Origin of the sequence: Novosphingobium rhizovicinum (assembly GCF_040813635.1) — a bacterium.
Lineage (GTDB): Bacteria > Pseudomonadota > Alphaproteobacteria > Sphingomonadales > Sphingomonadaceae > Novosphingobium > Novosphingobium rhizovicinum.
In genome coordinates this window covers 22,283-42,281 of sequence record NZ_JBFNXR010000053.1, presented here as the reverse complement: position 1 = coordinate 42,281, position 19,999 = coordinate 22,283, and the positions used below count along the sequence as shown (strand labels likewise).

The following is a 19,999-nucleotide window of genomic DNA, read 5'->3' as shown; positions in this document are numbered from 1 at the left end:
TTGTAAAGCACCGCTCCGGTGCAAGCGCTGTGGGGACGCAGCCGCGATTTCATCGCATTGCTCTTCGCCCTCGGCGCCGGCCCGAAACACCGGCATGTGCGCTGTACATCGCCATGCCGGATGACCGGGGCACTTAACCTAAATGGTTCATCCTGTCAAGGGAGAGGCTCCTGCCTCGCTCCCGAATCGTCAAATCTGGGCGTGATCGACGACCGGCCTGCTCTCACGCGTACCTGTGTAGCGGACGCTCGGATCGTTGGGATCGCCTGCAATGATCACATGGTCCTCGTGAACCTCGAGCAATGTGCCTGCGAAAGGAAAGCCATCCAAGCTGCCGGTGACACGATAGCTTACGGTGTCACCCACCTTGAACGTCGCGGGGTCGAAATTGAACTCGAACGGGCAGGTCTCGCCCGCCTCTCCCATGCCTTGCATCGCTGTCTCCTTTCCTCGCAGTTTACCCTAGTGATCCGCACTGGATCAAATGCAAAAGGCCGCCCCGATGGGACGGCCTTGCATGAAAATCGAGACTGAAAAGGATCAGCCGACGATCTCTTCGGGCTTGAAGAAAAAGTCGATCTCGATCTTGGCGTTCTCTTCCGAGTCCGAGCCATGCACCGAGTTTGCTTCGATGCTCTCGGCCAGTTCCTTGCGGATCGTGCCCGGCTCTGCGTTCTCGGGATTGGTCGCGCCCATGATGTCGCGGTTACGCTTCACAGCGTCTTCGCCCTCAAGAACCTGCACGACCACGGGGCCGGACGTCATGAAAGTGACGAGATCATTGAAGAAGGGGCGCTCCTTGTGGACGCCGTAGAAGCCCTCTGCCTGCTCCCGGCTCATCTGGATGCGCTTGGAGGCGACAACGCGAAGGCCTGCTTCCTCCAGCATCTTGGTGACCGCACCGGTCAGGTTGCGGCGGGTGGCGTCGGGCTTGATGATCGAGAACGTGCGGGTAATCGCCATATTCTAAGATTCCTTGCGCAGATCTGTTGTTCTGGTTGCGCGCGCCCCTAGCCGGGAACGCGAGCCCCCGCAAGCGGCCCTACCCCGCCTCAATCCAGCGCCCGCCCTCCTGCTTCCAGAAGTGCCGCTCGGTACCTTCCCTGGCCCGCAGCATGCGCCAGACATCGCGGGCGGCGGCGACTGTGCTGTCATCGAACATCAGGAACGTGCGAACGAAGGGCTGCTCACTCTCGCGCCAGACGCCGTCCGCCAACGCGAGAAAACGCGCTCCATTCGCCGGCTCCAACCTGTCCGACAGCAGTATGGGTTGACGGTCCTCGTGCGGCTGCCCCGCCCGGCCATTGGCAAGGAACGTGTCAGGCAAGGCCCACAGGCCCTGCCCCACGCGACCGAGTTGCGCCTCGTCGCTCGAGACGACCAGCATCCGCTCCCCGGCCTTGAGCGTTGCGCGTGCAAGCAAAGGCAGCGCGAGTTCCACCGGATCGCGCGATAGCTGGTAGAAGTCGACGCGGTTCACGGCGCGCTGAGGGGTTCAGCTCTCGAGCGTGTCGCGCACGAAACGATCGAGAAGGCGTACGCCGAAACCGGTCGCGCCCTTATCCCAGGTCGCGCCCGGCTTGTCGGCCCAGACCGTGCCCGCGATATCGAGATGCGCCCAAGGGGTGTCGTTCTCAATGAAGCGCTTGAGGAATTGCGCCGCTGTGATCGATCCGCCGAAGCGGCTGCCGATATTCTTCATATCGGCAATCGCGCTCTCCAGTTGCTTGTCGTACGCCGACCCCATCGGGAAGCGCCACAGCTTCTCGCCCGTGGCCTCGCCCGCGGCGGCGAGATCGGCGGCAAGCGCATCGTTGTTCGAAAACAGGCCGGCATACTCGTGCGCCAGCGAGGCAATGATGGCGCCGGTCAGAGTCGCAAGATCGATGATGCGCGCGGGTGCGTACTCGCGCTGTACCCAGGTCAGCGCGTCGCAAAGCACCAGCCGGCCTTCCGCGTCCGTGTTGATGACTTCGATGGTCTGACCGGACATGGAGGTGACAACGTCGCCGGGCCGCTGCGCGCGGCCATCGGGCATGTTCTCAACCAGACCGCAGACGCCGATGACGTTCGCCTTGGCCTTCCGAAGTCCCAGCGTGAGCATGGTTCCCGCAACGGCACCCGCGCCGCCCATGTCCCACTTCATGTCCTCCATGCCAGCCGGTGGCTTGAGACTGATGCCGCCAGTATCGAAGGTGACGCCCTTGCCGACGAACGCGACCGGCTTTGCACCGGGCTCTCCGCCCTTCCACTCAATTACCAGAAGCCGCGGCGCCCGCTCGGAGCCCTGCGCCACTCCCAGTAGCGAGCCCATGCCGAGTGCGCGCATCTCGCTCTCGTCCAGCGCGCGTACGTTCAGGCCCGTGCCTTCCATGCGCGCCCGGCACCGCTCTACGAAGCTCTCCGGGTAAATCACATTGGCAGGCTCGGTCACGAGTTCGCGCGTGAACTCTGCTCCTGCGGCGACCGCTTCCTCCACCTGCCAGCGCTCAGCGGCTCCCTCAGGCGCACTCGCCACCTGCACCTGCTTGAGGCTCGGCTTCTTGTCTTCGCCCAGTGTCGTGCGATAGCTGTCCCAACGCCATGCGCGCAGGCGTGCTCCCAACAAGAGCGCCATGGCTTCATCGAGCCCGAGGCCGGATCCGCCCAGATCGATCGTGAGAGCCTGCTCTCCGCTCGTCAGGTATTTCGCTACGATGGAAGCGCCGGCCTTCTCCACCGATGCAGTCCGGTCATCAGCCTCGGCTTTGCCCAGCCCGACAAGCGCAACACGCCGAACCTTGCCATCACGCTCGACAAAACCCTCTAACAATTGGCCGGATTTGCCCGTGAAGCGCGATTGCCGCGCCGCCTCGACGAGTACCGACTCCAGCTCCGCAGGCATGGCGTCCTGATTGACCGGGCGCACGAGAATGCCAGTGCTGGGCGTCTCGCTCGCGTCAAGGAACTGGATCTTCATGCGCTCTCCTAGAAAATAGTATAAAGCTGGGCGGTATTCTGCAGGCCGTCGCAAAGCTGCAGTTTAGCTCAGCGGCGGATTGCAGTTAGGCACGGGCGATGCGATAGGCAAGCCATGCCCCCCGCTCTGCCGCCATCGCCGCAAGCTCCGTCTCGCCGCTTGCGCCCCCTTCCGTTGAGCGCCTTTGCAGCCGGTCTGGCGGCATTGATCCTGCCTGCCCAGGCGGAAGCGCAGGACCTTGGCCGCCCCTTGCCGGGCGACCCGATCACACCGGTGCCGCCCGCGCCTCCGCCTGCCGACGGCGAAGAGATCCCGATCGCCTTCGCCGCCGACAAGGTGGAGTACGCGCAGGACTCGGAAGATGTGACGGCGACAGGCAATGTCGTGCTGCGCCGCGATGACCAGTCCGTGCGAGCTGACACAGTCAACTGGAATCAGGAGACCGGGCAGATCGTTGCTAGCGGCAACGTCCGCCTGGTCGACGAGAACGGCAACCAGCTGTTCACGGACCGGGTGGAACTGACGGACGAGCTCAAGACCGGTGCGATGGAGAACCTGCTCATCGCTCTGCGGCAGGGCGGCCGTCTTGCGGCGCTGAAAGGCCGGCGGATTGAGAACGGCAACGTCATCCTCAACTCGGCAGCTTACACCGGCTGTGCTGTGGTGGATGCAGACGGGTGCCCAAAGGAGCCCAGCTGGCGCGTGACTGCACGCGAAGTGGTCTACGACGATACGGCTGGCCGGATCACGTTCCGGGGTGCCAGGCTCGAAGTGTTCGACCTCATCCAGCTTCCTCTGCCCGGCTTGCGCATCTCGACGGAAGGCGGCTCCGTTTCGGGCCTTCTCGTGCCCGACCTGCGCTCCTCGCCTTCCAACGGTATCGAGGTCGCCGGCTCGTACTATTGGCAGATCGCCAAGAACCGCGATCTGACTGCCACCGCTCACGTCTTCACGGAAGCAGCGCCGATGCTTTCCGGGCAGTATCGCGCCCTTACGGAGAAAGGCGCCTACCAGGTCACCGGCTATGCGACCGCCAGCAGTCGCATACCCATCGCGGGTGACGAGCGAAGGACAGAGCGCGACTTTCGCGGCTACATCTTCGCGAACGGCAAGCTGCAGTTCGACCCCAAGTGGAGCCTGACCGCGTCCATCCGCCGTGCGACCGACCGGACATTCCTTCGCCGTTACGACATCAGTCGCGATGACCGGCTGCGCTCAATGGTCGAATTGGAGCGGATCGATCGCAACACGTATCTCTCGATTTCCGGATGGAGCACTCAGACCATGCGAGTCGGGGTGCAGCAAGGCCAGATCCCGGTTGCTCTACCGCTGGTAGACTTTCGCCACCGCTTTTCCGATCCCGTGCTGGGCGGCACGGTGGAAACCCAGTTGAACACTCTCGCACTGACTCGGGCCGATGGACAGGACACACAGCGCGCATTCGCCCGCACTCAGTGGTCGCTACGCCGCCTTACCGAATGGGGCCAGGAGGTGACCGTCACCGGGCTTGTGCGCGGGGACGTCTATCACTCGAGCGATAACGAGCTCACTGCCGTTGACCTTTATCGCGGCGAAGAAGGCTGGCAGGGACGCGGTGTCGCGACGGCGGCGGTCGATGTTCGATGGCCGCTGGTTGGTAACGTGTTCGGCGGTACGCAGGTGCTTACGCCGCGCGTCCAGTTGGTAGCGACGCCGGATACGCCGAACCTCGACATACCCAACGAGGATGCGCGTGCCGTCGACCTGGAGGACAGCAACCTGTTCGCGCTCAACCGCTTCCCCGGATATGACCGGATCGAAGACGGCGTGCGCTTCACCTATGGCGTGGACTGGCAGTTCGAACGGCCACGTTGGCGGGTTAAGGCGAATGTCGGACAGTCTATCAGGCTGAGCAACCGCGCCTCGATCCTTCCCGATGGGACAGGGCTTGCGAACAAGGTGTCCGATATCGTCGGCCGCACCGAAGTCCGATACCGTGACTTCGTCAGCCTGATCCACCGCTACCGCGTCGACAAGGACAGCTTCGCTGTGCGCCGCAACGAAATCGACGCCACGGTGGGCAGCACCCGGACCTACGTGGAAGCCGGGTACACTAAACTGAACCGAGACATTTCTCCCACGCTCAGCGACTTGCGCGACCGTGAGGAGGTGCGGCTGGCAGGCCGCGCCGGGTTCGCCAACTATTGGTCGATCTTCGGCTCGGCTGTGGTCAATCTGACCAATCTCGAGGACGATCCGATCTACGGATCCGACGGCTTCCAGCCTCTGCGCACCCGGATCGGCGCCGCCTACGAGGACGACTGCATCGAATTGTCCGTCACCTGGCGGCGCGACTATCAGGCAACCGGCGACGCCCGGAGAGGGAACTCGTTCCAGATCCACTTCGCGCTGAAGAACCTGGGCTTCCGCTGACATCCCGGCCTGTCATTCCAGGAAGGGGGCAGTGGATGGCTTGGAATGGCGCTATCCGCCATGCTCATTTTCGGTTAAGCCGCCCTGCCGCATAGGTGCAGAACAGATGTGCGGGGCATCGCAGCACGAGCACAGCTGCGAACAAGGCCGCGGCATCGCGGCCCAGAACGGGATTGAAGACAAGGTGAAAACCAGCATGTGGAATGGCTTGAAGACTGGCTCGCTCACGATCGCCGGTCTTGCGACCATGCTTGTCGTGCCGGCTGCCGTGGCACAGAACGACGCGCAGGGGGAGATCTCCATCCCGGAGAACATCAGGCTCTTCGCAGAGAACAACCCCAATGTCCGGCGCGCGACGGCAGTGGTGAACGGCTCCGTCGTGACCGGCACGGACGTCGATCACCGCCTGGCCCTTATTCTCGCTGCGAACGAGAACAAGGTCAGCGAGGAAGAACGCGCCCGGCTGCGCCTTCAGGTCCTTCGCAACCTGATCGACGAGACACTGCAGATCCAGGCAGCTCAGGCGGCCGATATCCAGGTGAAGCAGGAAGAAGTCGACCAGACCTATGCCCGCGTGGCGGCGCAGAATTTCGGCCAGAACCCAGGCGCCATGGACGCATACCTGGAGCGGGTTGGCTCCTCGCCTGCTTCTCTCAAGCGGCAAATCCGCGGAGAGCTCTCGTGGCAGCGCCTGCTCAGCCGCAACGTCGCGCCGTTCATCAACGTCTCCGAAGATGAAGTGCGCGAAGTGATGAACCGGCTGGAGGCTGCCAAGGGTACGGATGAATACCGGATCGGGGAGATCTATCTGGCCGCGACGCAAGAGGACCAGCAGCAGGTTCTTGAGAACGCACGCCGCATTGTCGATCAGCTGCGCAAGGGCGGCAGCTTTGTCGCCTACGCTCGTCAATATTCCCAGGCATCGACTGCAGCAGTCGGCGGTGACCTTGGGTGGATTCGATTGGCGCAGCTCCCCAGCGAACTCGCCGAAGCCGCGCGAGACCTGAATACGGGACAGCTTGTGGGACCGGTGCCTGTCCCGGGCGGCCTATCCATCATTTACATGATCGACCGGCGCAAGGTTCTGACCGCCGATCCGCGTGACGCGGTGCTGGCGTTGAAGCAGATCTCGATCAGCTTCCCATCCAGCACGAGCGAGGCACAAGCCACGGCAAAGGCTCGCAACTTTGCGCAGGCCATGGCAACCGCCAAGGGCTGTGGCGCGGTGGACGAAGTCGCTGCAAAGCTTGGCGCGCAAGTGGTGGCCAACGATCAGGTTCGTGCCCGAGACCTTCCGGGGCCGCTGCAGAATGCGGTTCTCTCGCTCAACGTGGGTGAAACGTCACCACCGTTTGGCTCCATCGACGACGGCGTTCGCGTGCTGATGCTGTGCGGCCGGGACGATCCCGCTAGCGCGTCCGGTCCGAACTTCGATCAGGTCATGTCTCAGATCGAGGATGACCGCATCAACAAGCGGGCTCAGATGTACCTGCGCGATCTTCGCCGCGACGCGGTGATCGAGTACAACTGACCGCCCGATGACCCGGCCAAAGCCGATAGCGGTATCGCTCGGCGATCCGGCCGGAGTGGGGCCCGAACTCATAGCCGAAGCCTGGCTTCGGCTGGAGAGCGAGCGCTTGCCTCCCTTCTTCGTCACCGGTGGGGCGAGCGTCCTCACCGCCGCTGCGGCTCGGCGTGCGATTGCAGTCCCGGTGATCAGGATCGAACACGAAGCCGAGGCGCACGAGGCATTCTCAAGCGGCTTGCCGGTGTTGGGCCACGATGACGCCGAGTACCGCCCTGGCGAGCCTGATGAGTCGGGTGCACGCTTGGCGATAGCATCGCTGACACGTGCGGCTGCGCTGACGGTGGAAGGCGCTGCGAGCGCGGTCGTGACTGGCCCCATCGCGAAGTCGCACCTGGCGCGCTATGGATTCACACAGCCTGGTCAGACCGAGTTCGTGGCCGACGCCAGCGGCACTCCGCGCGAGGATGCGGTAATGATGCTCGCCGGCCCGTCGCTGCGTACGGTTCCTCTGACGGTACACGCTGCGCTTGCGGATGTTCCAGGATTACTCTCGATCGCGCTCATAGTGCGCAGGGTGCGGATCGTAGCTGCGTCGCTCATGCGCGATTTCGGCCTGGTGCAGCCACGCATCGCTGTGACTGGACTAAATCCGCACGCCGGAGAAGATGGACGAATGGGCTGGGAAGAGCGCGATGTGATCGGTCCTGCCCTAGCCCTGCTTCGCGACGAGGGGCTCGCAGTCACGGGCCCTCACCCCGCTGATGCCTTGTTCGCTGCCCATGAGCGGGGCGGGTACGACGTGGCCGTATGCATGTACCACGATCAGGCTCTGATCCCGATCAAGACGTTGGACTTCGATCAGGGGGTGAACGTGACATTGGGGCTGCCGATCGTCCGCACGTCTCCCGACCATGGAACCGCTTTCGGCATAGCTGGCTCTGGTAAGGCGAGCGCCGGCGCGACGATTGCGGCATTGCGCATGGCAGGGCAATGTTCCGAGCACCGCGCGAAAAGATGACAACGTCCGCCCTCCCCCCTCTACGGGAAGTAATCGCCCGCCACGGACTTTCGGCAAGCAAGGCACTTGGCCAGAATTTCCTGTTCGACGAGCAGCTGCTTGACCGGATTGCCGGCGTCCCCGGCTCTCTGGAGGGTCGCCATGTTCTGGAGATCGGGCCTGGACCGGGCGGCCTGACCCGCGCTCTGCTGCGAGCCGGGGCGCATGTCACCGCGATTGAGATGGACCGCCGCTGCATGCCCGCACTGGCAGAGGTGGAAGAGGCCTTCAGTGGCCGTCTGCGCGTAATTCAGGGCGACGCCCTCAAGATTGACCCGGCGACGCTCTTCGCGGGTCCCTATGCGGTGGTGGCCAATCTTCCTTACAACGTGGGCACCGCCCTTTTCACCGGATGGCTCTCGGGAGAAGCATGGCCTCCACAATGGACCTCGCTCACGCTGATGTTCCAGGAGGAAGTCGCTCGACGGATCGTCGCGGCTCCCGATACCAGCGCCTACGGCCGCCTTTCCGTGCTCTCGCAATGGCGCTCAAACGCAAAACTCGCGATGAAGGTGCATCGCAGCGCGTTTACTCCCCCGCCGAAAGTCATGTCAGCAATTGTCCACGTTGAACCCGCCGCGGCACCGGCCGGCGTGTCCATGCGTGTGCTGGAGCGCGTTACCGAGGCGGCGTTCGGACAACGGCGCAAGATGCTGCGCCAGAGCCTGAAAGGCCTGCCCGGCGCCCTCCACGCTCTCGAGGAGCTCGCTATCGATCCCCAGCGCCGCGCAGAGACATTGCGCGTAGCCGAGTTCGTGGCGATTGCCCAGCTCCTGAGCTGAACCGGGCAACTTCCCAAAGGTCAGGCGCGAAGAGGGTCAGGCGGCAACAGCAGCCTTTTTCTTGAGACGCCAGGCATGTAGCAGCGGCTCGGTATAGCCGTTGGGCTGTTCCACGCCCTTGAACACGAGATCGCAAGCAGCCTGGAAGGCCAGCGACGTGTCCCAGTTCCCGGCCATAGGCTCATACAACGGGTCGCCGGCATTCTGCGCATCGACCTTGGCGGCCATGCGCTTGAGCGAGTCCATCACCTGCTCCTGGCTGCAAACGCCATGCAACAGCCAGTTGGCCATGTGCTGACTAGAGATCCGCAGGGTGGCGCGATCTTCCATGAGACCGATATCGTTGATGTCCGGCACCTTCGAGCAGCCGACGCCCTGATCGATCCAGCGCACTACGTATCCGAGCAAGCCTTGGGCGTTGTTGTCCAACTCTTCGCGCACTTCGTCCTCGGACCAGTTGACGCCTTCCGCCAGCGGGATCGCAAGTAACTCATCCAGGCCGGGGATCGCCTCGCTAGCCTTGTCCTGACGTACCGCAAAAACATCCACGTCGTGGTAATGCATGGCATGGAGCGTCGCCGCCGTGGGCGATGGCACCCATGCCGTGTTGGCGCCGGTCTTCGGGTGGCCGACCTTCTCCACCATCATCGCACCCATGCGGTCAGGCGCAGCCCACATTCCCTTGCCGATCTGGGCCTTGCCGGAGAGACCATGCTTCAGGCCGATGGCGACGTTGCGTTTCTCGTAGGCCTGGATCCAGGTGCTGTTCTTGATCGCACCTTTCCGGATCATCGGGCCTGCGCGCATGGACGTGTGGATCTCATCACCCGTCCGATCGAGAAAGCCGGTGTTGATGAAGACGATGCGATCCTTCACCGCGTGAATGCAGGCGGCAAGGTTCGCGCTGGTGCGACGCTCCTCATCCATGACGCCGACCTTCAGGGTGTGACGGGAAAGCTGAAGCAGATCCTCAACAGCGTCAAACAAGTCGTTGGTAAACGAGCACTCTTCAGGACCATGCATCTTCGGCTTGACGATATAGATGCTGCCTTCGCGGCTATTGCCGAACTTGGCGAGACCGCGAACGTCCTGCGCCGAGATCGCGCTTGTGATCACGGCGTCCATGATGCCCTCAGGGATTTCGGACCCGTCAGCAAGCAGGATAGCGGGGTTCGTCATGAGGTGGCCGACGTTTCGAACGAAGAGCAGGCTGCGCCCCGGCAGAGTGACACGGGTGCCCTCAACAGTGGTCAGCGTCTTGTCGGCAGCGAGGGCGCGGGTCATCGTCTGACCGCCCTTCTCGAACGTGTCCGTCAGATCGCCACGGATCACACCGAGCCAGTTGGAATAAGCCTGGATCTTGTCCTGAGCGTCCACGGCCGCCACCGAGTCCTCGAGATCGACGATGGTGGTGAGCGCCGCCTCCAGAACGATATCGGCGACGCCCGCGCGATCGGTGCTCCCAATCGGATGGGAGGCGTCGATCACCACCTCAATCGCGAGGCCATTGCTGCGGAAGAGGCGGCCTTTCTCTGTAGTTCCGCAGAACTGCGCCGGATCTGCAAGCGACACGGCTGACACGTCATCGACATCAGCCCACGACGCACCGGCGAGCGGCACCGCCTTATCGAGGAAAGCACGCCCCGCTTTGATGACCGCCTCACCGCGTACGGGATCGTAGCCCTTGCCCTGAGCAGGCTCTGCGTCGAGCGCGTCCGTACCGTAGTATGCGTCATAAAGGCTGCCCCAGCGCGCGTTGGCGGCGTTGAGCAGAAAGCGCGCATTCAGCACCGGCACGACGAGCTGCGGTCCCGCCATCGTGGCAATCTCGGGATCGACGCCCTGGGTTGCCACCGTGAACGCATCCGGCTCGGGAACTAGGTAGCCGATTTCCTTCAGGAAGGCCTGATATTCAAGCTGATCGAGCGGCTTGCCGGCGCGGCTCACATGCCACGCATCGATCTGTGCCTGAAGCTCGTCACGTCGCTCCAGCAACGCACGATTACGGGGCGCAAAGCTTTGAAGCAGCGTTGCAAATCCGGACCAGAACGCATCCGGATCTTGCTGAATAGGAGGGAGAACCGCCGTTTCGATGAAATCCGCCAAGGCAGTATCGACTTGAAGTCCACACCGATCAACTCTGCTCGCCATTACGTCCTCGCAACCATTTTCGCTGCGCGCCGGAGGGCGCAGCTTGAGTGGAACACCGATGATACCCTGGGGAAGGAACGTGCGGGCTATGACTGAAGGGCGCGCACTTGGCAACTCTGGCGAGAGGCTTGGAAGGGCGACGGTTCGTGATAACCAGTCGGAAACCTTTACAGGCAACCTGCTCTTAACCGATCGAAAGGGCGGGAACCCGTCCTTGGCACGGCTGTTGCTTCATCAGCGACACGGAAGGATCGTGATGCGGAAGAAGATTGCACGCCTCTTTGTCATCAAAACCCGCTGGGAGGCATTCCTCATCATCTACGCGCTTGCCGTAGGTGCGGTTGAACGCGGCAGCGTTTATCTGACGCGCTTCCCAGGCGTCGGTGGAAAGCTGCTGTTCCTGGCGTGTACCGGTGCGGTCTTCCTTGCCGGAGCGAAAATCCTGGACTGCCTGCGGTACGAGCAGGCGGCTGCCGCGCGCGAAAAGGCAGGGCGCGAAAAGACAGGGACAGATAGCCAAGACGCGCGCCGCGCGGGCGCGTAGCCTGCGATGTGAGCGCCAAGGCCAAATGCCCCTGCACTCTCATGCGGGTCGAAACCCGTAGGCGCTGATACGTCAAGAAAGTGGGGTGTTTCTGTTGCCAGGTACACCCCGAACCCCTGGAGTCCGCTTCTGTTGCCCGGTGGGCCCAACCGCGTTCTAACTTTGTAACTTCAGGGCGTTAGCCCCTAGAATTACGCCGCGAGAGCAAGTGCTTCGTTGTCGTTGGCACTTATGAGTTTTGAGCCTTGAACGGGTTACTCAGCCCGGGCGAAAACAACGTCTTTCAACACACGTCGATCCTGGTTCGGCCCCGTCATTTCCCTCGCGACAACGAGGAAGGTGGTGGAGCCGCCGGGTACTGCCCCCGGGTCCGCTGCGCCTAATTGCACGCTGCAGTTTATCGCCATAGCCGGCCAAGACCGGCAGACCCCTATATAGGCGACCAAGCCGCAATGTGAAGCCTCTCTATCCGGCGCGCACCACCAATTATTTACCCACCCTCTTCATGCCCCCGGCTTCTCGGACTTTCTAAGCTCGGCGAGGATTTCCTTCAGGATATCGAGCTGAGGATCGGTCGTGACCTCCGGCGCCTTCTCCGTCTCTGCGGCCCTTTTCTTTTCAAGCTCAAGCCGGTCGATCAAACGATTGACGGAGCGCAACAGCATGAAGAGCACCGCAGCTATGATCAGGAAGTTGATGATCTGAGTGACGAATTCGCCGTAGCCGATCATCGCGACACCTGCGGCCTTGAGTGCCGCAAAGTCCGTGAGACTCCCAGAGTAGCCGTCAGGAATCGGACTTAGCCTTATGAAATAATTTGAGAAGTCTATGTCGCCAAAGGCCCATCCGAGAACAGGCATAATGACATTTTCGGTCAAGGAGGTGACGATCCGACCGAACGCGCCTCCGATCATGACACCGACAGCCAGATCCAGCACATTGCCGCGGGCGATAAATTTCTTGAACTCGTCCAGTAGCGTCACATCCGCTCTCCGCCATTACGGAACACTGGTGGCCTCCTGCCCCAGCGTCAAACGGCAGGCAAGCTGAGCAGTCGGCTTGCGTGTACTGCGCCGCTCGCTATCTATGGCCCAGAGGTAGGGCGTCCGGTGCGGCGCCCGAAGCGGAGGATTTGCTTGATGTCGCCATTGTTCACGTCGCGTGCGCGCCTGCCACAGACCGTCAAGGCGTTGTTCGTCGTTGTGGCTGCCCTGAGCGTGGCTGCTTGCGGATTCAACTCGGTGCCGACGAAGCAGGAAGCCGCGAAGGCAAAATGGGCAGACGTGCAAGCCGCGTTCCAGGAGCGCGCAAATCTGGTGCCGAACCTCGCTGCGGTAGCTAAGGGAGCGGCCGAGCAGGAGAAGGAGATCCTCACCGGAGTGGCCGACGCAAGGGCGCGGGCCACCTCTGTGCAAGTGAGTGGTGAGGACCTGACCGATCCTGCAAAGATGCAGCAGTTTCAAGCGGCGCAGGAGCAGTTCGGGCAAAGCCTCGGACGCCTGCTGGTGAGCGTCGAGCGCTATCCCGACCTCAAGTCCATTCTGAACTATCAGATGCTCCAGACCCAGCTTGAAGGGCAGGAGAACCGCATCCGTGTTGCCATTCGCGATTACAACGCCGCCGTGCAGGACTATAATACCGAGGTTCGCACATTTCCCTCGATGATCGGTGCGCGGCTGCGAGGTGCGGAAGCGATGGTGCCTTACCAGGCGGTGACGCCGGGTGCAGAGGTCGCCCCAAGCCTTGAGGGAAAGATGTGAACCGGCGGCGCGTCTGACGGTGCTTATGAAAGCTCTACTGGGTGGGTTGCTGGGTTACTTGGCTCTGGCTGCGGCTTCGCCGGCTCTGGCTGAGCCACAGTTTCCAGAGCTGACCGGTCGTGTGACAGATGCTGCGAACATCATCCCTGATGATATCGAGGCCCGGCTGACTCAAAAACTCGAGACGCTCGAGCAGCAATCGCAACGCCAGTTCGTGATAACCACAATTCCGGATCTGCAAGGCTACGACATTGCCGATTACGGCTACCAGCTGGGCCGGGCCTGGGGCATCGGCGACAAGGAGCGCAACGACGGGGTTCTGCTGATCGTGGCTCCCAATGAGCGGAAGCTCAGGATAGAAACCGGGTACGGGCTTGAAGGTGTGCTGCCTGACGGAATGGGATTTCTCATCATCAACCAGCAGATCCTGCCGCGGTTCAAGGCCGGCGATATGGCCGGTGGTATCGAAGCTGGAGCGGATGCCATCATCCAGCAGCTGACGCTTCCCCCTGAGCAAGCGCAGCAGATCGCCGCGCGTGCTGAACAGCAAAGTCGGCACACCAGTGACGACATCTCTGTGGGCGCCCTCATCCCGCTGCTCTTCATTCTGCTCTTTGTTGTCCTGCCGATCATGCGCGCCGCGTCGGGTATGGGCGGGCGCAGGCGAGGCCGCGGATGGGGAGCCCCGATCATCTTCATGCCGGGTGGATTTGGCAGCGGCGGAGGCGGTTTTGGCGGAGGAGGCTTCGGCGGAGGCGGCTTTGGTGGCGGAGGCGGCTTTGGCGGCGGAGGCGGCAGCTTTGGCGGCGGCGGCGCAAGTGGGAGTTGGTGAGCATGCGTGCCCCTATGTTCCTTTCGCCTGACGAGCACATTCGCGTCAGCCAGGCCGTCGCGCGAGCGGAGGCCGGCACTTCTGGTGAGATCGTCACGATCTTGGCCGAACGCTCTGATGATTACACTGACGTCGTTCTGGCTTGGGCTTCGGTTCTCTCGCTCCTGATCCTTACCACCTTGGCAGTCGCGCCCGACTTCTATCTCCAGGGGATCGAGTGGCTGGCTGGAGGATGGGTCCACGAGTGGGCGCCGGGCGAACTGTTCACGATCTCCGCCGTGCTGGCGGCAACCACCTTCGGTGCAACGCTGGCACTGCAGATGATACCGGCCTTGCGCTTCGCGCTCATTCCCAGATCCATCAAGGCCGCCCGTGTGCATGAGCGAGCCTTGCGCGCATTTCGCATCGGGGCAGAGCAGCGGACAACGGGCCGCACGGGAGTTTTGATATACCTCTCCATGCGAGAGCACCGTGCCGAGGTTCTCGCCGACGCCGCCATCGCTAGCAAGGTTGACGCGGGTGTCTGGGCCGAGGCGCTCGAGGCGCTTCTCGGACACGTCCGAAAGGGCGACGTTGCCGCTGGCATGTGCGCTGCGGTCGAACGCATAGGCAACGTCCTTGCAGAGCACTTGCCTCGCCAGAAGGACGACGTGAACGAACTACCCGACAGGTTGATAGAAGTATGAACGATATTGCTGATGCCGATGCGCCCGAAGAAGTCGTCTGGCAGGGCAAGTTCATCACTACCCGACGCCGGGGCAGGTGGGAGTACGTTGGGCGGGCACGGGGCATCCACGCCGCGGTCATCCTTGCGGTTGATGATGAGGATCACGTCATTCTCGTCGATCAATACCGCGTCCCCTTGGGCCGCCGCTGTGTGGAACTGCCGGCGGGACTGGTGGGTGATCACGACCACAACCAAGGCGAAGACGCCGCACTCGCTGGCGCGAGAGAGCTCGAAGAGGAAACCGGATACCGGCCGGGGCGCATGGAGGTGCTCGGTGAGTTCTTTTCTTCACCCGGCATGGTCAGTGAGAGCTTCACGCTCCTGCGCGCTCACGACCTCGTCAAGGTCAGCGACGGGGGCGGCGTAGAAAGTGAAGACATCGTCGTGCACCGAGTGCCACTGCGCGAGATCACCGATGCCGTCGAACGCTGGCGTGAAGAGGGTTACGCGATCGACGTGAAGATACTAACGCTGCTTGGCCCAGCCCTCCTCTGCTGAGCAGCGCATGCGCACGAGGCTGGGCATCTGCAGCAAAAAGCGCCGGTACGAGAGCGAAAACGAAGCGCTCGCCCACGCGGCGAAGGCACAAATTTCCCTTCGCGCGTATCGCTGCAGTCTGTGCCGACGTTATCACCTGACCAGCCGCACGAAGGGGATGCGACTGCCGCAGTTCGAGATTGCTCGCCGCGAGAGCAGCTCGTCCAGCCGCGAACGCAGCACGGCAGGCGAGTTGCACTCTGACTAAAGTGTCGTGAAAATCGCTCCGAAGTCCTTGTTTCCGTTACCGGATTGGACGAAGGCCTCGTAAATCTTCATCGCGTGTTCGCCCATAGGGACGGTCGCGCCCGCAGTTTGCGCCCCCTCCATCGCAAGGCGCAGATCCTTCAGCATCAGCGCCGATGCAAAGCCGCCTTGATAGTCGTTGTCGGCCGGGCTTGCAGCGCCGACGCCGGGAGCAGGCGTGTAATCATTCAGAGACCAATTGTACCCGGTCGACTTGGAACTGATCTCGAAGAATTTCTGCGGATCGAGCCCCGCTTTCCCGGCCAGTGCAAGCGCCTCGCACGTACCGATCATGTGAATTGCGAGGAGCATGTTATTGCACATCTTCGCAACTTGTCCGCTGCCGATCGCGCCGGCATGGATGACGGCCTTGGCCATCGGCTCAAGCACCGTCTTCGCTCTTTCGAAAGCCCCCTCGCTCCCGCCTACCATGAAGGTGAGCGTTCCTCCGTTGGCAGCGGCGATACCCCCGGAGACCGGTGCATCTACCATCTGGTAGCCGGCGCCCTCCGCCGATGCAGCGACCTCCCGAGCCGTAGACAGGTCGATGGTCGAACAGTCGAGAAACAGAGCTCCCTGGGGTGCCTTTCCGATCACGTCATCGGTGTAGACCGATTTCACGATGCCACCGTTCGGCAGCATCGTGACCACGGCATCCGCATCGCGCACAGCGTCGGGGATGGCATTGAAAGTCTCGCAACCGTTCTCGCGAGCCCGCCCGAGCGCCTCCTCAGAAAGGTCGAAAGCGTTTACCTGATGGCCCGCCTTCACGAGGTTGGCTGCCATTCCGCCGCCCATGTTTCCAAGGCCGATGAACGCGATCTTCATTGCTCACTCTCCAGAAGGCAGAGGCCAGGGCTCGCCAGAGCTATTCTTGCGCTGTTTTCAGCGACCCTTCCAGACGCCCGGGCGCTTTTCGACGAACGCGGTCATTCCCTCGGTCTTGTCCTCAGTCGCAGTGAGGATCTGGAACATCCGACGCTCCATCAGCAGGCCGGTGTCGAGGGTCGTCTCGAAGGCGATGTTTACCATCTCCTTGTTCATCATCGCGGCAAGCGGCGGCATTGCCGCGATCTGCTCCGCAGCCTTCATAGCCTCTTCGAGCAGCTTGTCGGCTGGAACGATCCGGCTAACGAGCCCAGACCGCTCTGCCTCGGCAGCGTCCATGTTGCGGCCGGTGAGGCACATGTCCATTGCCTTCGCCTTGCCGATCGCACGGGTCAGCCGTTGCGTGCCGCCCATGCCGGGAGCAACCGCCAGCTTGATTTCTGGCTGACCGAACTTCGCGGTGTCCGATGCAATGATAAAGTCGGCCATCATCGCGAGTTCGCACCCGCCGCCAAGAGCGAACCCATTGACGGCCGCGATCCAGGGCTTGCGGGTGGACTTGACGAGTTGCGTCGTCCAGCCGGCAAAGAAATCTTCCGAGTAGAAGTCTGCTCCGGGCTTCTCGACCATCTCCTTGATGTCTGCCCCAGCGGCGAATGCCTTGTCGCCCGAACCGATCAGGACTGCACAACCCTGCGACTTGTCCGCCTCGAACCTGGCGAAGGCATCGATCAGTTCAGCCAAAACCGTCGAGTTCAGTGCATTCAGCGCCTTGGGACGGTTGAGCGTGATCAAAGTGACCGCGCCCTTCTGTTCGACCAGGATGGTTTCGTAAGATGCTTGGGAACTCATAGTGGTTTCCATTCCTCGTTCGCGGGGAGCGGCGCGAAAATCGCGTCCAGCTGATCGGGAGTGACGCCTTCGGGCGTCGGCGGATTCCATTTGGGCGCGTGATCTTTGTCGACGATGACGGCACGCACGCCCTCAGCAAAGTCGGGAAGAACCAGCACACGCGCACCGATGCGGTACTCCATGGCCATGTTTTGAGCAAAGCTCTGCATCGTCGCAGATTCCGCGAGCTGACGGAGCGATACCTTGCAGGCTTGCGGGCTCTTAAGCCGCAGGGTCGCAAGTTCCTTTGCTGCCCACTCGCTGTCCTCCGCCGCCAGAGAAGCGAGTATGTCTTCCAGGGCGTCGGATGCAAAATGCTTGCGGATCGCCGCAGCGCGGGGTGCAATCTTGGGCTCGGGCGGCTTGATTGCGAGAGCCGAAAGCACGCCGCCGATCTCGTGCCCCGCCGCAATACGCTGCTTCGCTTCCGGAAGCGCTTCAGACGGCAAGTAGTGCGTCGCGAGACCTGCCCAGAGACACTCCGCTCCGTCCAGGCGCGCGCCGGTCAGCGCCAGATACTGCCCCAGCCGACCCTCAAGCCGCGACAGATACCAGCCCCCTCCGACATCGGGAAACAGCCCTATTCCCGTCTCGGGCATGGCGAAGCGCGTGTTCTCCGTAGCGACGCGGTACTGTGCCGGCTGCGAGATTCCGACGCCCCCGCCCATGGTGATCCCGTCCATGAACGCGGCCACCGGCTTTTCGTAGGTGAAGAGCAGGTGATTGAGGCGGTACTCGTCATAAAAGAAGGCCCGCCCGGCCTGCCCCTCGTCGTTGAGTGCAGAATCGCGCAGCAGATTGATGTCGCCGCCGGAACAGAAGCCCCTGCCCTCAGTATGCTCAAGGATGACGGCCTTGACATTGGCGTCATCGCGCCAGCTGGTGAGCGCATCGATCATCGCCGTGCACATCCCATGCGTCAGAGCATGGATCGCCTTGGGACGATTGAGCGTAAGGTAACCGGCTACCCCTTCGCGCCGCGTGAGCAATTCATCGGTCATCGCATGGACTCCGGCTGTCACTGGCGCAGCAGATCGCGGCCGACGATCATACGCATAACTTGATTGGTACCCTCCAGAATGGAGTGGACGCGCAGGTCGCGCCAGAAGCGTTCGATGGGATAGTCCCTCAGGTAACCGTAGCCGCCGAACAGCTGCAACGCATCGTTGACGATCTTGGAGCCGCTATCCGTCGCCAGCCGCTTGGCCATCGCGGAGAACCGCGATTTGTCCGGCGAGCCCGACGTTATCTTCGCGGCCGCCATGTAGAGAAGTGCGCGTGCCGCTTCGAGATCGGTCGCCATATCAGCCAGCATGAACTGGGTGTTCTGGAAGTCAGCGATGGGCTGATCGAACTGCTTGCGATCCTTGACGTACTGTATCGCTTCATCGAGGCAACGCTGCGCTCCGCCAAGCGAGCATGCACCGATGTTGATGCGCCCGCCATCGAGACCCGCCATGGCAAAGCGAAAGCCCTCGCCTTCCGCTCCGATGCGGTTGGCAACCGGCACACGAGCATCCTCGAAAATGACCTGAGCCGTTGGCGAAGCGTTCCAGCCGAGCTTCTTCTCCGGCGCTCCGAAGCTGACGCCCGGCGTGTCCTTGTCCAGGACGAGGCAAGTGATGCCCTTCGATTTATGCTCGCCCGTGCGGACCATCACGACGTAGACATCGTTATAGCCGCCGCCCGAGATGAACTGCTTGGTCCCGTTCAGGACATAATGATCGCCATCCAGGCGGGCTGTCGTCTTGAGCGCAGCCGCGTCCGAACCCGAGCCCGGCTCAGTAAGGCAATAGCTGGCAATCTTCTCCATGGTGACAAGCTGCGGAAGATAGCGTTCCTTCAGTTCCTGCCCTGCAAAGGTATCAATCATCCACGCAGCCATGTTGTGGATCGAGATATAAGCGCTGGTAGCGGGACAGCCGTAGCTCATCGCTTCCATAATCAAGGCAGCCTCAAGCCGGCCAAGGCCGATGCCGCCGCTCTCCTCGGACACATAGATCGCGCCGAAGCCCAGCTCGCCTGCCGCTTTCCAGACATCGACCGGATAGTGGTGCTTTTCGTCCCACTCCGCCGCAAACGGCGTGATCATGTCGGCTGTGAATTTGCGCGCGGTCTCCTGGATCGCGAGTTGGTCGTCCGTGAGAGCAAACTGATCAGTCATGAATCTATCCCCCTGTGCCGCAATCAGGTGCAGCGGGTGTACTTAAGCGGGCCGGGCAAGGCGTCCTGGCCGTAATCGCGTCGGATGAGCGTCTTGCCGTCATCCTGCACCTCCAGAACGACGTCCTGAGTCCAGCTCTGCCCCTCGCCCGAGTAGTCGAAAGTGGCGCGAATGCGGGTTTCGTCCGCCTCCTTGATCGGGCCGAGCTTCGCGACAGACTCATAGAACTTGAGCTGCTTGGCCGAGATGGTGAGCAGGCCCTTGGCATCGCCCAAGTTGCTGGTGCAGTCCTTGGGCACCAACCCCCACCGCCCACGAATCTGCTCCGGAATCTCAGCCGCCGGAGCGGTTTCTTCGGAAACAGGCGCCTCTGCCGCTCCATCGGGAGCAGGTGGTGGCGCACCTTCGCCCACTCGCGAGACCGTCTCAACCGGCGCCTCGACGGCAGCACTGCTGTTGTCAGGCTCGGGTCCGTCCGAGTTACCGGAGCATGCGCTCAAGACAAGCGCCACACCCATGGATGCGAGTGTGATCGTTCGGTTCATCAGTTCTCTCCTCCGCGGTCCGGGAAGGACAGGAAC

General features: G+C 62.2%; 20 protein-coding genes and 1 other RNA gene. 9 read left to right on the top strand and 12 right to left on the bottom strand.

Annotation, left to right across the window (positions count from 1 at the left end; all coding sequences use genetic code 11):
* Positions 1-189 precede the first annotated feature (189 nt).
* From ABUH87_RS16545 to ABUH87_RS16530, 4 genes are all read right to left on the bottom strand, one after another.
* Positions 190-435, bottom strand: coding sequence for a hypothetical protein (locus ABUH87_RS16545; protein ID WP_367775223.1), 246 nt, complete (start codon positions 433-435; stop codon positions 190-192).
* A 105-nt stretch (positions 436-540) separates the two neighbouring features.
* A complete protein-coding gene (gene ndk / locus ABUH87_RS16540; RefSeq protein ID WP_367775222.1) occupies positions 541-963 on the bottom strand; it encodes a nucleoside-diphosphate kinase in 423 nt (140 codons plus the stop codon).
* A gap of 79 nt (positions 964-1,042) precedes the next feature.
* Positions 1,043-1,480 carry a DNA polymerase III subunit chi gene (locus ABUH87_RS16535; protein WP_367775221.1) on the bottom strand — a complete coding sequence of 146 codons (438 nt, stop codon included), beginning with the start codon at positions 1,478-1,480 and terminating at the stop codon, positions 1,043-1,045.
* A 15-nt stretch (positions 1,481-1,495) separates the two neighbouring features.
* The gene (locus tag ABUH87_RS16530) at positions 1,496-2,959 is read right to left on the bottom strand and encodes a leucyl aminopeptidase (RefSeq protein WP_367775220.1); all 1,464 of its coding nucleotides are present in this window, start codon (positions 2,957-2,959) and stop codon (positions 1,496-1,498) included.
* A gap of 114 nt (positions 2,960-3,073) precedes the next feature.
* Here ABUH87_RS16530 and ABUH87_RS16525 point away from each other — a divergent pair, with 114 nt between their 5' ends.
* The 4 genes from ABUH87_RS16525 to rsmA all read left to right on the top strand — a co-directional run bounded on the left by ABUH87_RS16525 (position 3,074) and on the right by rsmA (position 8,738).
* Positions 3,074-5,371, top strand: a complete 2,298-nt coding sequence (locus ABUH87_RS16525; RefSeq protein ID WP_367775219.1) for an LPS-assembly protein LptD — start codon at positions 3,074-3,076, stop codon at positions 5,369-5,371.
* Between the two features lie 196 nt (positions 5,372-5,567).
* Entirely contained in the window at positions 5,568-6,902 is a 1,335-nt protein-coding gene (locus ABUH87_RS16520) for a peptidylprolyl isomerase (protein WP_419956717.1), read from the top strand.
* Positions 6,903-6,909: 7 nt separating this feature from the next.
* Complete coding sequence (gene pdxA, locus ABUH87_RS16515; RefSeq protein WP_367775218.1) at positions 6,910-7,917, top strand: 4-hydroxythreonine-4-phosphate dehydrogenase PdxA; 1,008 nt, start codon at positions 6,910-6,912, stop codon at positions 7,915-7,917.
* Positions 7,914-8,738 (top strand): 16S rRNA (adenine(1518)-N(6)/adenine(1519)-N(6))-dimethyltransferase RsmA, encoded by an 825-nt coding sequence (gene rsmA / locus ABUH87_RS16510; RefSeq protein ID WP_367775217.1) that lies wholly within the window; start codon positions 7,914-7,916, stop codon positions 8,736-8,738. The genes pdxA and rsmA overlap by 4 nt, the downstream gene beginning before the upstream one ends.
* A 36-nt stretch (positions 8,739-8,774) precedes the next feature.
* Here rsmA and ABUH87_RS16505 read toward each other — a convergent pair whose 3' ends face one another.
* On the bottom strand, positions 8,775-10,889 hold the full coding sequence (locus ABUH87_RS16505; RefSeq protein WP_367775216.1) for a malate synthase G: 2,115 nt from the start codon (positions 10,887-10,889) through the stop codon (positions 8,775-8,777).
* A gap of 256 nt (positions 10,890-11,145) precedes the next feature.
* On the opposite strand from ABUH87_RS16505, the gene ABUH87_RS16500 reads away from it, so the two are divergent.
* Positions 11,146-11,433, top strand: a complete 288-nt coding sequence (locus ABUH87_RS16500; protein WP_367775215.1) for a hypothetical protein — start codon at positions 11,146-11,148, stop codon at positions 11,431-11,433.
* A 118-nt stretch (positions 11,434-11,551) separates the two neighbouring features.
* Here the strand turns inward: ABUH87_RS16500 and ssrA are convergent.
* Together ssrA and mscL are read right to left on the bottom strand one after the other, a co-directional pair.
* Positions 11,552-11,896: a transfer-messenger RNA gene (ssrA, locus tag ABUH87_RS16495) on the bottom strand.
* 40 nt (positions 11,897-11,936) lie between these two features.
* Complete coding sequence (mscL, locus tag ABUH87_RS16490; RefSeq protein ID WP_367775214.1) at positions 11,937-12,416, bottom strand: large conductance mechanosensitive channel protein MscL; 480 nt, start codon at positions 12,414-12,416, stop codon at positions 11,937-11,939.
* A 156-nt stretch (positions 12,417-12,572) separates the two neighbouring features.
* On the opposite strand from mscL, the gene ABUH87_RS16485 reads away from it, so the two are divergent.
* Genes ABUH87_RS16485 through ABUH87_RS16470 form a run of 4 tightly spaced genes read left to right on the top strand, consistent with a single transcriptional unit; the run spans position 12,573 to position 15,250 of the window.
* Positions 12,573-13,193, top strand: a complete 621-nt coding sequence (locus tag ABUH87_RS16485) for a LemA family protein (protein ID WP_367775213.1) — start codon at positions 12,573-12,575, stop codon at positions 13,191-13,193.
* Positions 13,194-13,218: 25 nt separating this feature from the next.
* Positions 13,219-14,025: a TPM domain-containing protein gene (locus ABUH87_RS16480; protein ID WP_367775212.1), complete on the top strand. Its 807-nt coding sequence runs from the start codon at positions 13,219-13,221 to the stop codon at positions 14,023-14,025.
* A gap of 2 nt (positions 14,026-14,027) precedes the next feature.
* Complete coding sequence (locus ABUH87_RS16475; protein WP_367775211.1) at positions 14,028-14,711, top strand: TPM domain-containing protein; 684 nt, start codon at positions 14,028-14,030, stop codon at positions 14,709-14,711.
* Positions 14,708-15,250 carry an NUDIX hydrolase gene (locus ABUH87_RS16470; protein WP_367775210.1) on the top strand — a complete coding sequence of 181 codons (543 nt, stop codon included), beginning with the start codon at positions 14,708-14,710 and terminating at the stop codon, positions 15,248-15,250. The genes ABUH87_RS16475 and ABUH87_RS16470 overlap by 4 nt, the downstream gene beginning before the upstream one ends.
* Before the next feature lie 243 nt (positions 15,251-15,493).
* Here the strand turns inward: ABUH87_RS16470 and mmsB are convergent, their stop codons facing one another.
* From mmsB to ABUH87_RS16445, 5 genes are read right to left on the bottom strand one after another with little or no spacing between them, the layout of a single operon-like run.
* Positions 15,494-16,363 carry a 3-hydroxyisobutyrate dehydrogenase gene (mmsB, locus tag ABUH87_RS16465; RefSeq protein WP_367775209.1) on the bottom strand — a complete coding sequence of 290 codons (870 nt, stop codon included), beginning with the start codon at positions 16,361-16,363 and terminating at the stop codon, positions 15,494-15,496.
* 57 nt (positions 16,364-16,420) lie between these two features.
* Positions 16,421-17,215, bottom strand: coding sequence for an enoyl-CoA hydratase-related protein (locus ABUH87_RS16460; RefSeq protein WP_367775208.1), 795 nt, complete (start codon positions 17,213-17,215; stop codon positions 16,421-16,423).
* Entirely contained in the window at positions 17,212-18,255 is a 1,044-nt protein-coding gene (locus ABUH87_RS16455) for an enoyl-CoA hydratase/isomerase family protein (protein ID WP_367775207.1), read from the bottom strand. Before ABUH87_RS16455 ends, ABUH87_RS16460 begins: the two co-directional genes overlap by 4 nt.
* 17 nt (positions 18,256-18,272) lie before the next feature.
* A complete protein-coding gene (locus ABUH87_RS16450; protein ID WP_367775206.1) occupies positions 18,273-19,418 on the bottom strand; it encodes an acyl-CoA dehydrogenase family protein in 1,146 nt (381 codons plus the stop codon).
* A 23-nt stretch (positions 19,419-19,441) separates the two neighbouring features.
* Positions 19,442-19,963 (bottom strand): hypothetical protein, encoded by a 522-nt coding sequence (locus ABUH87_RS16445; protein ID WP_367775205.1) that lies wholly within the window; start codon positions 19,961-19,963, stop codon positions 19,442-19,444.
* Positions 19,964-19,999: the final 36 nt, after the last annotated feature.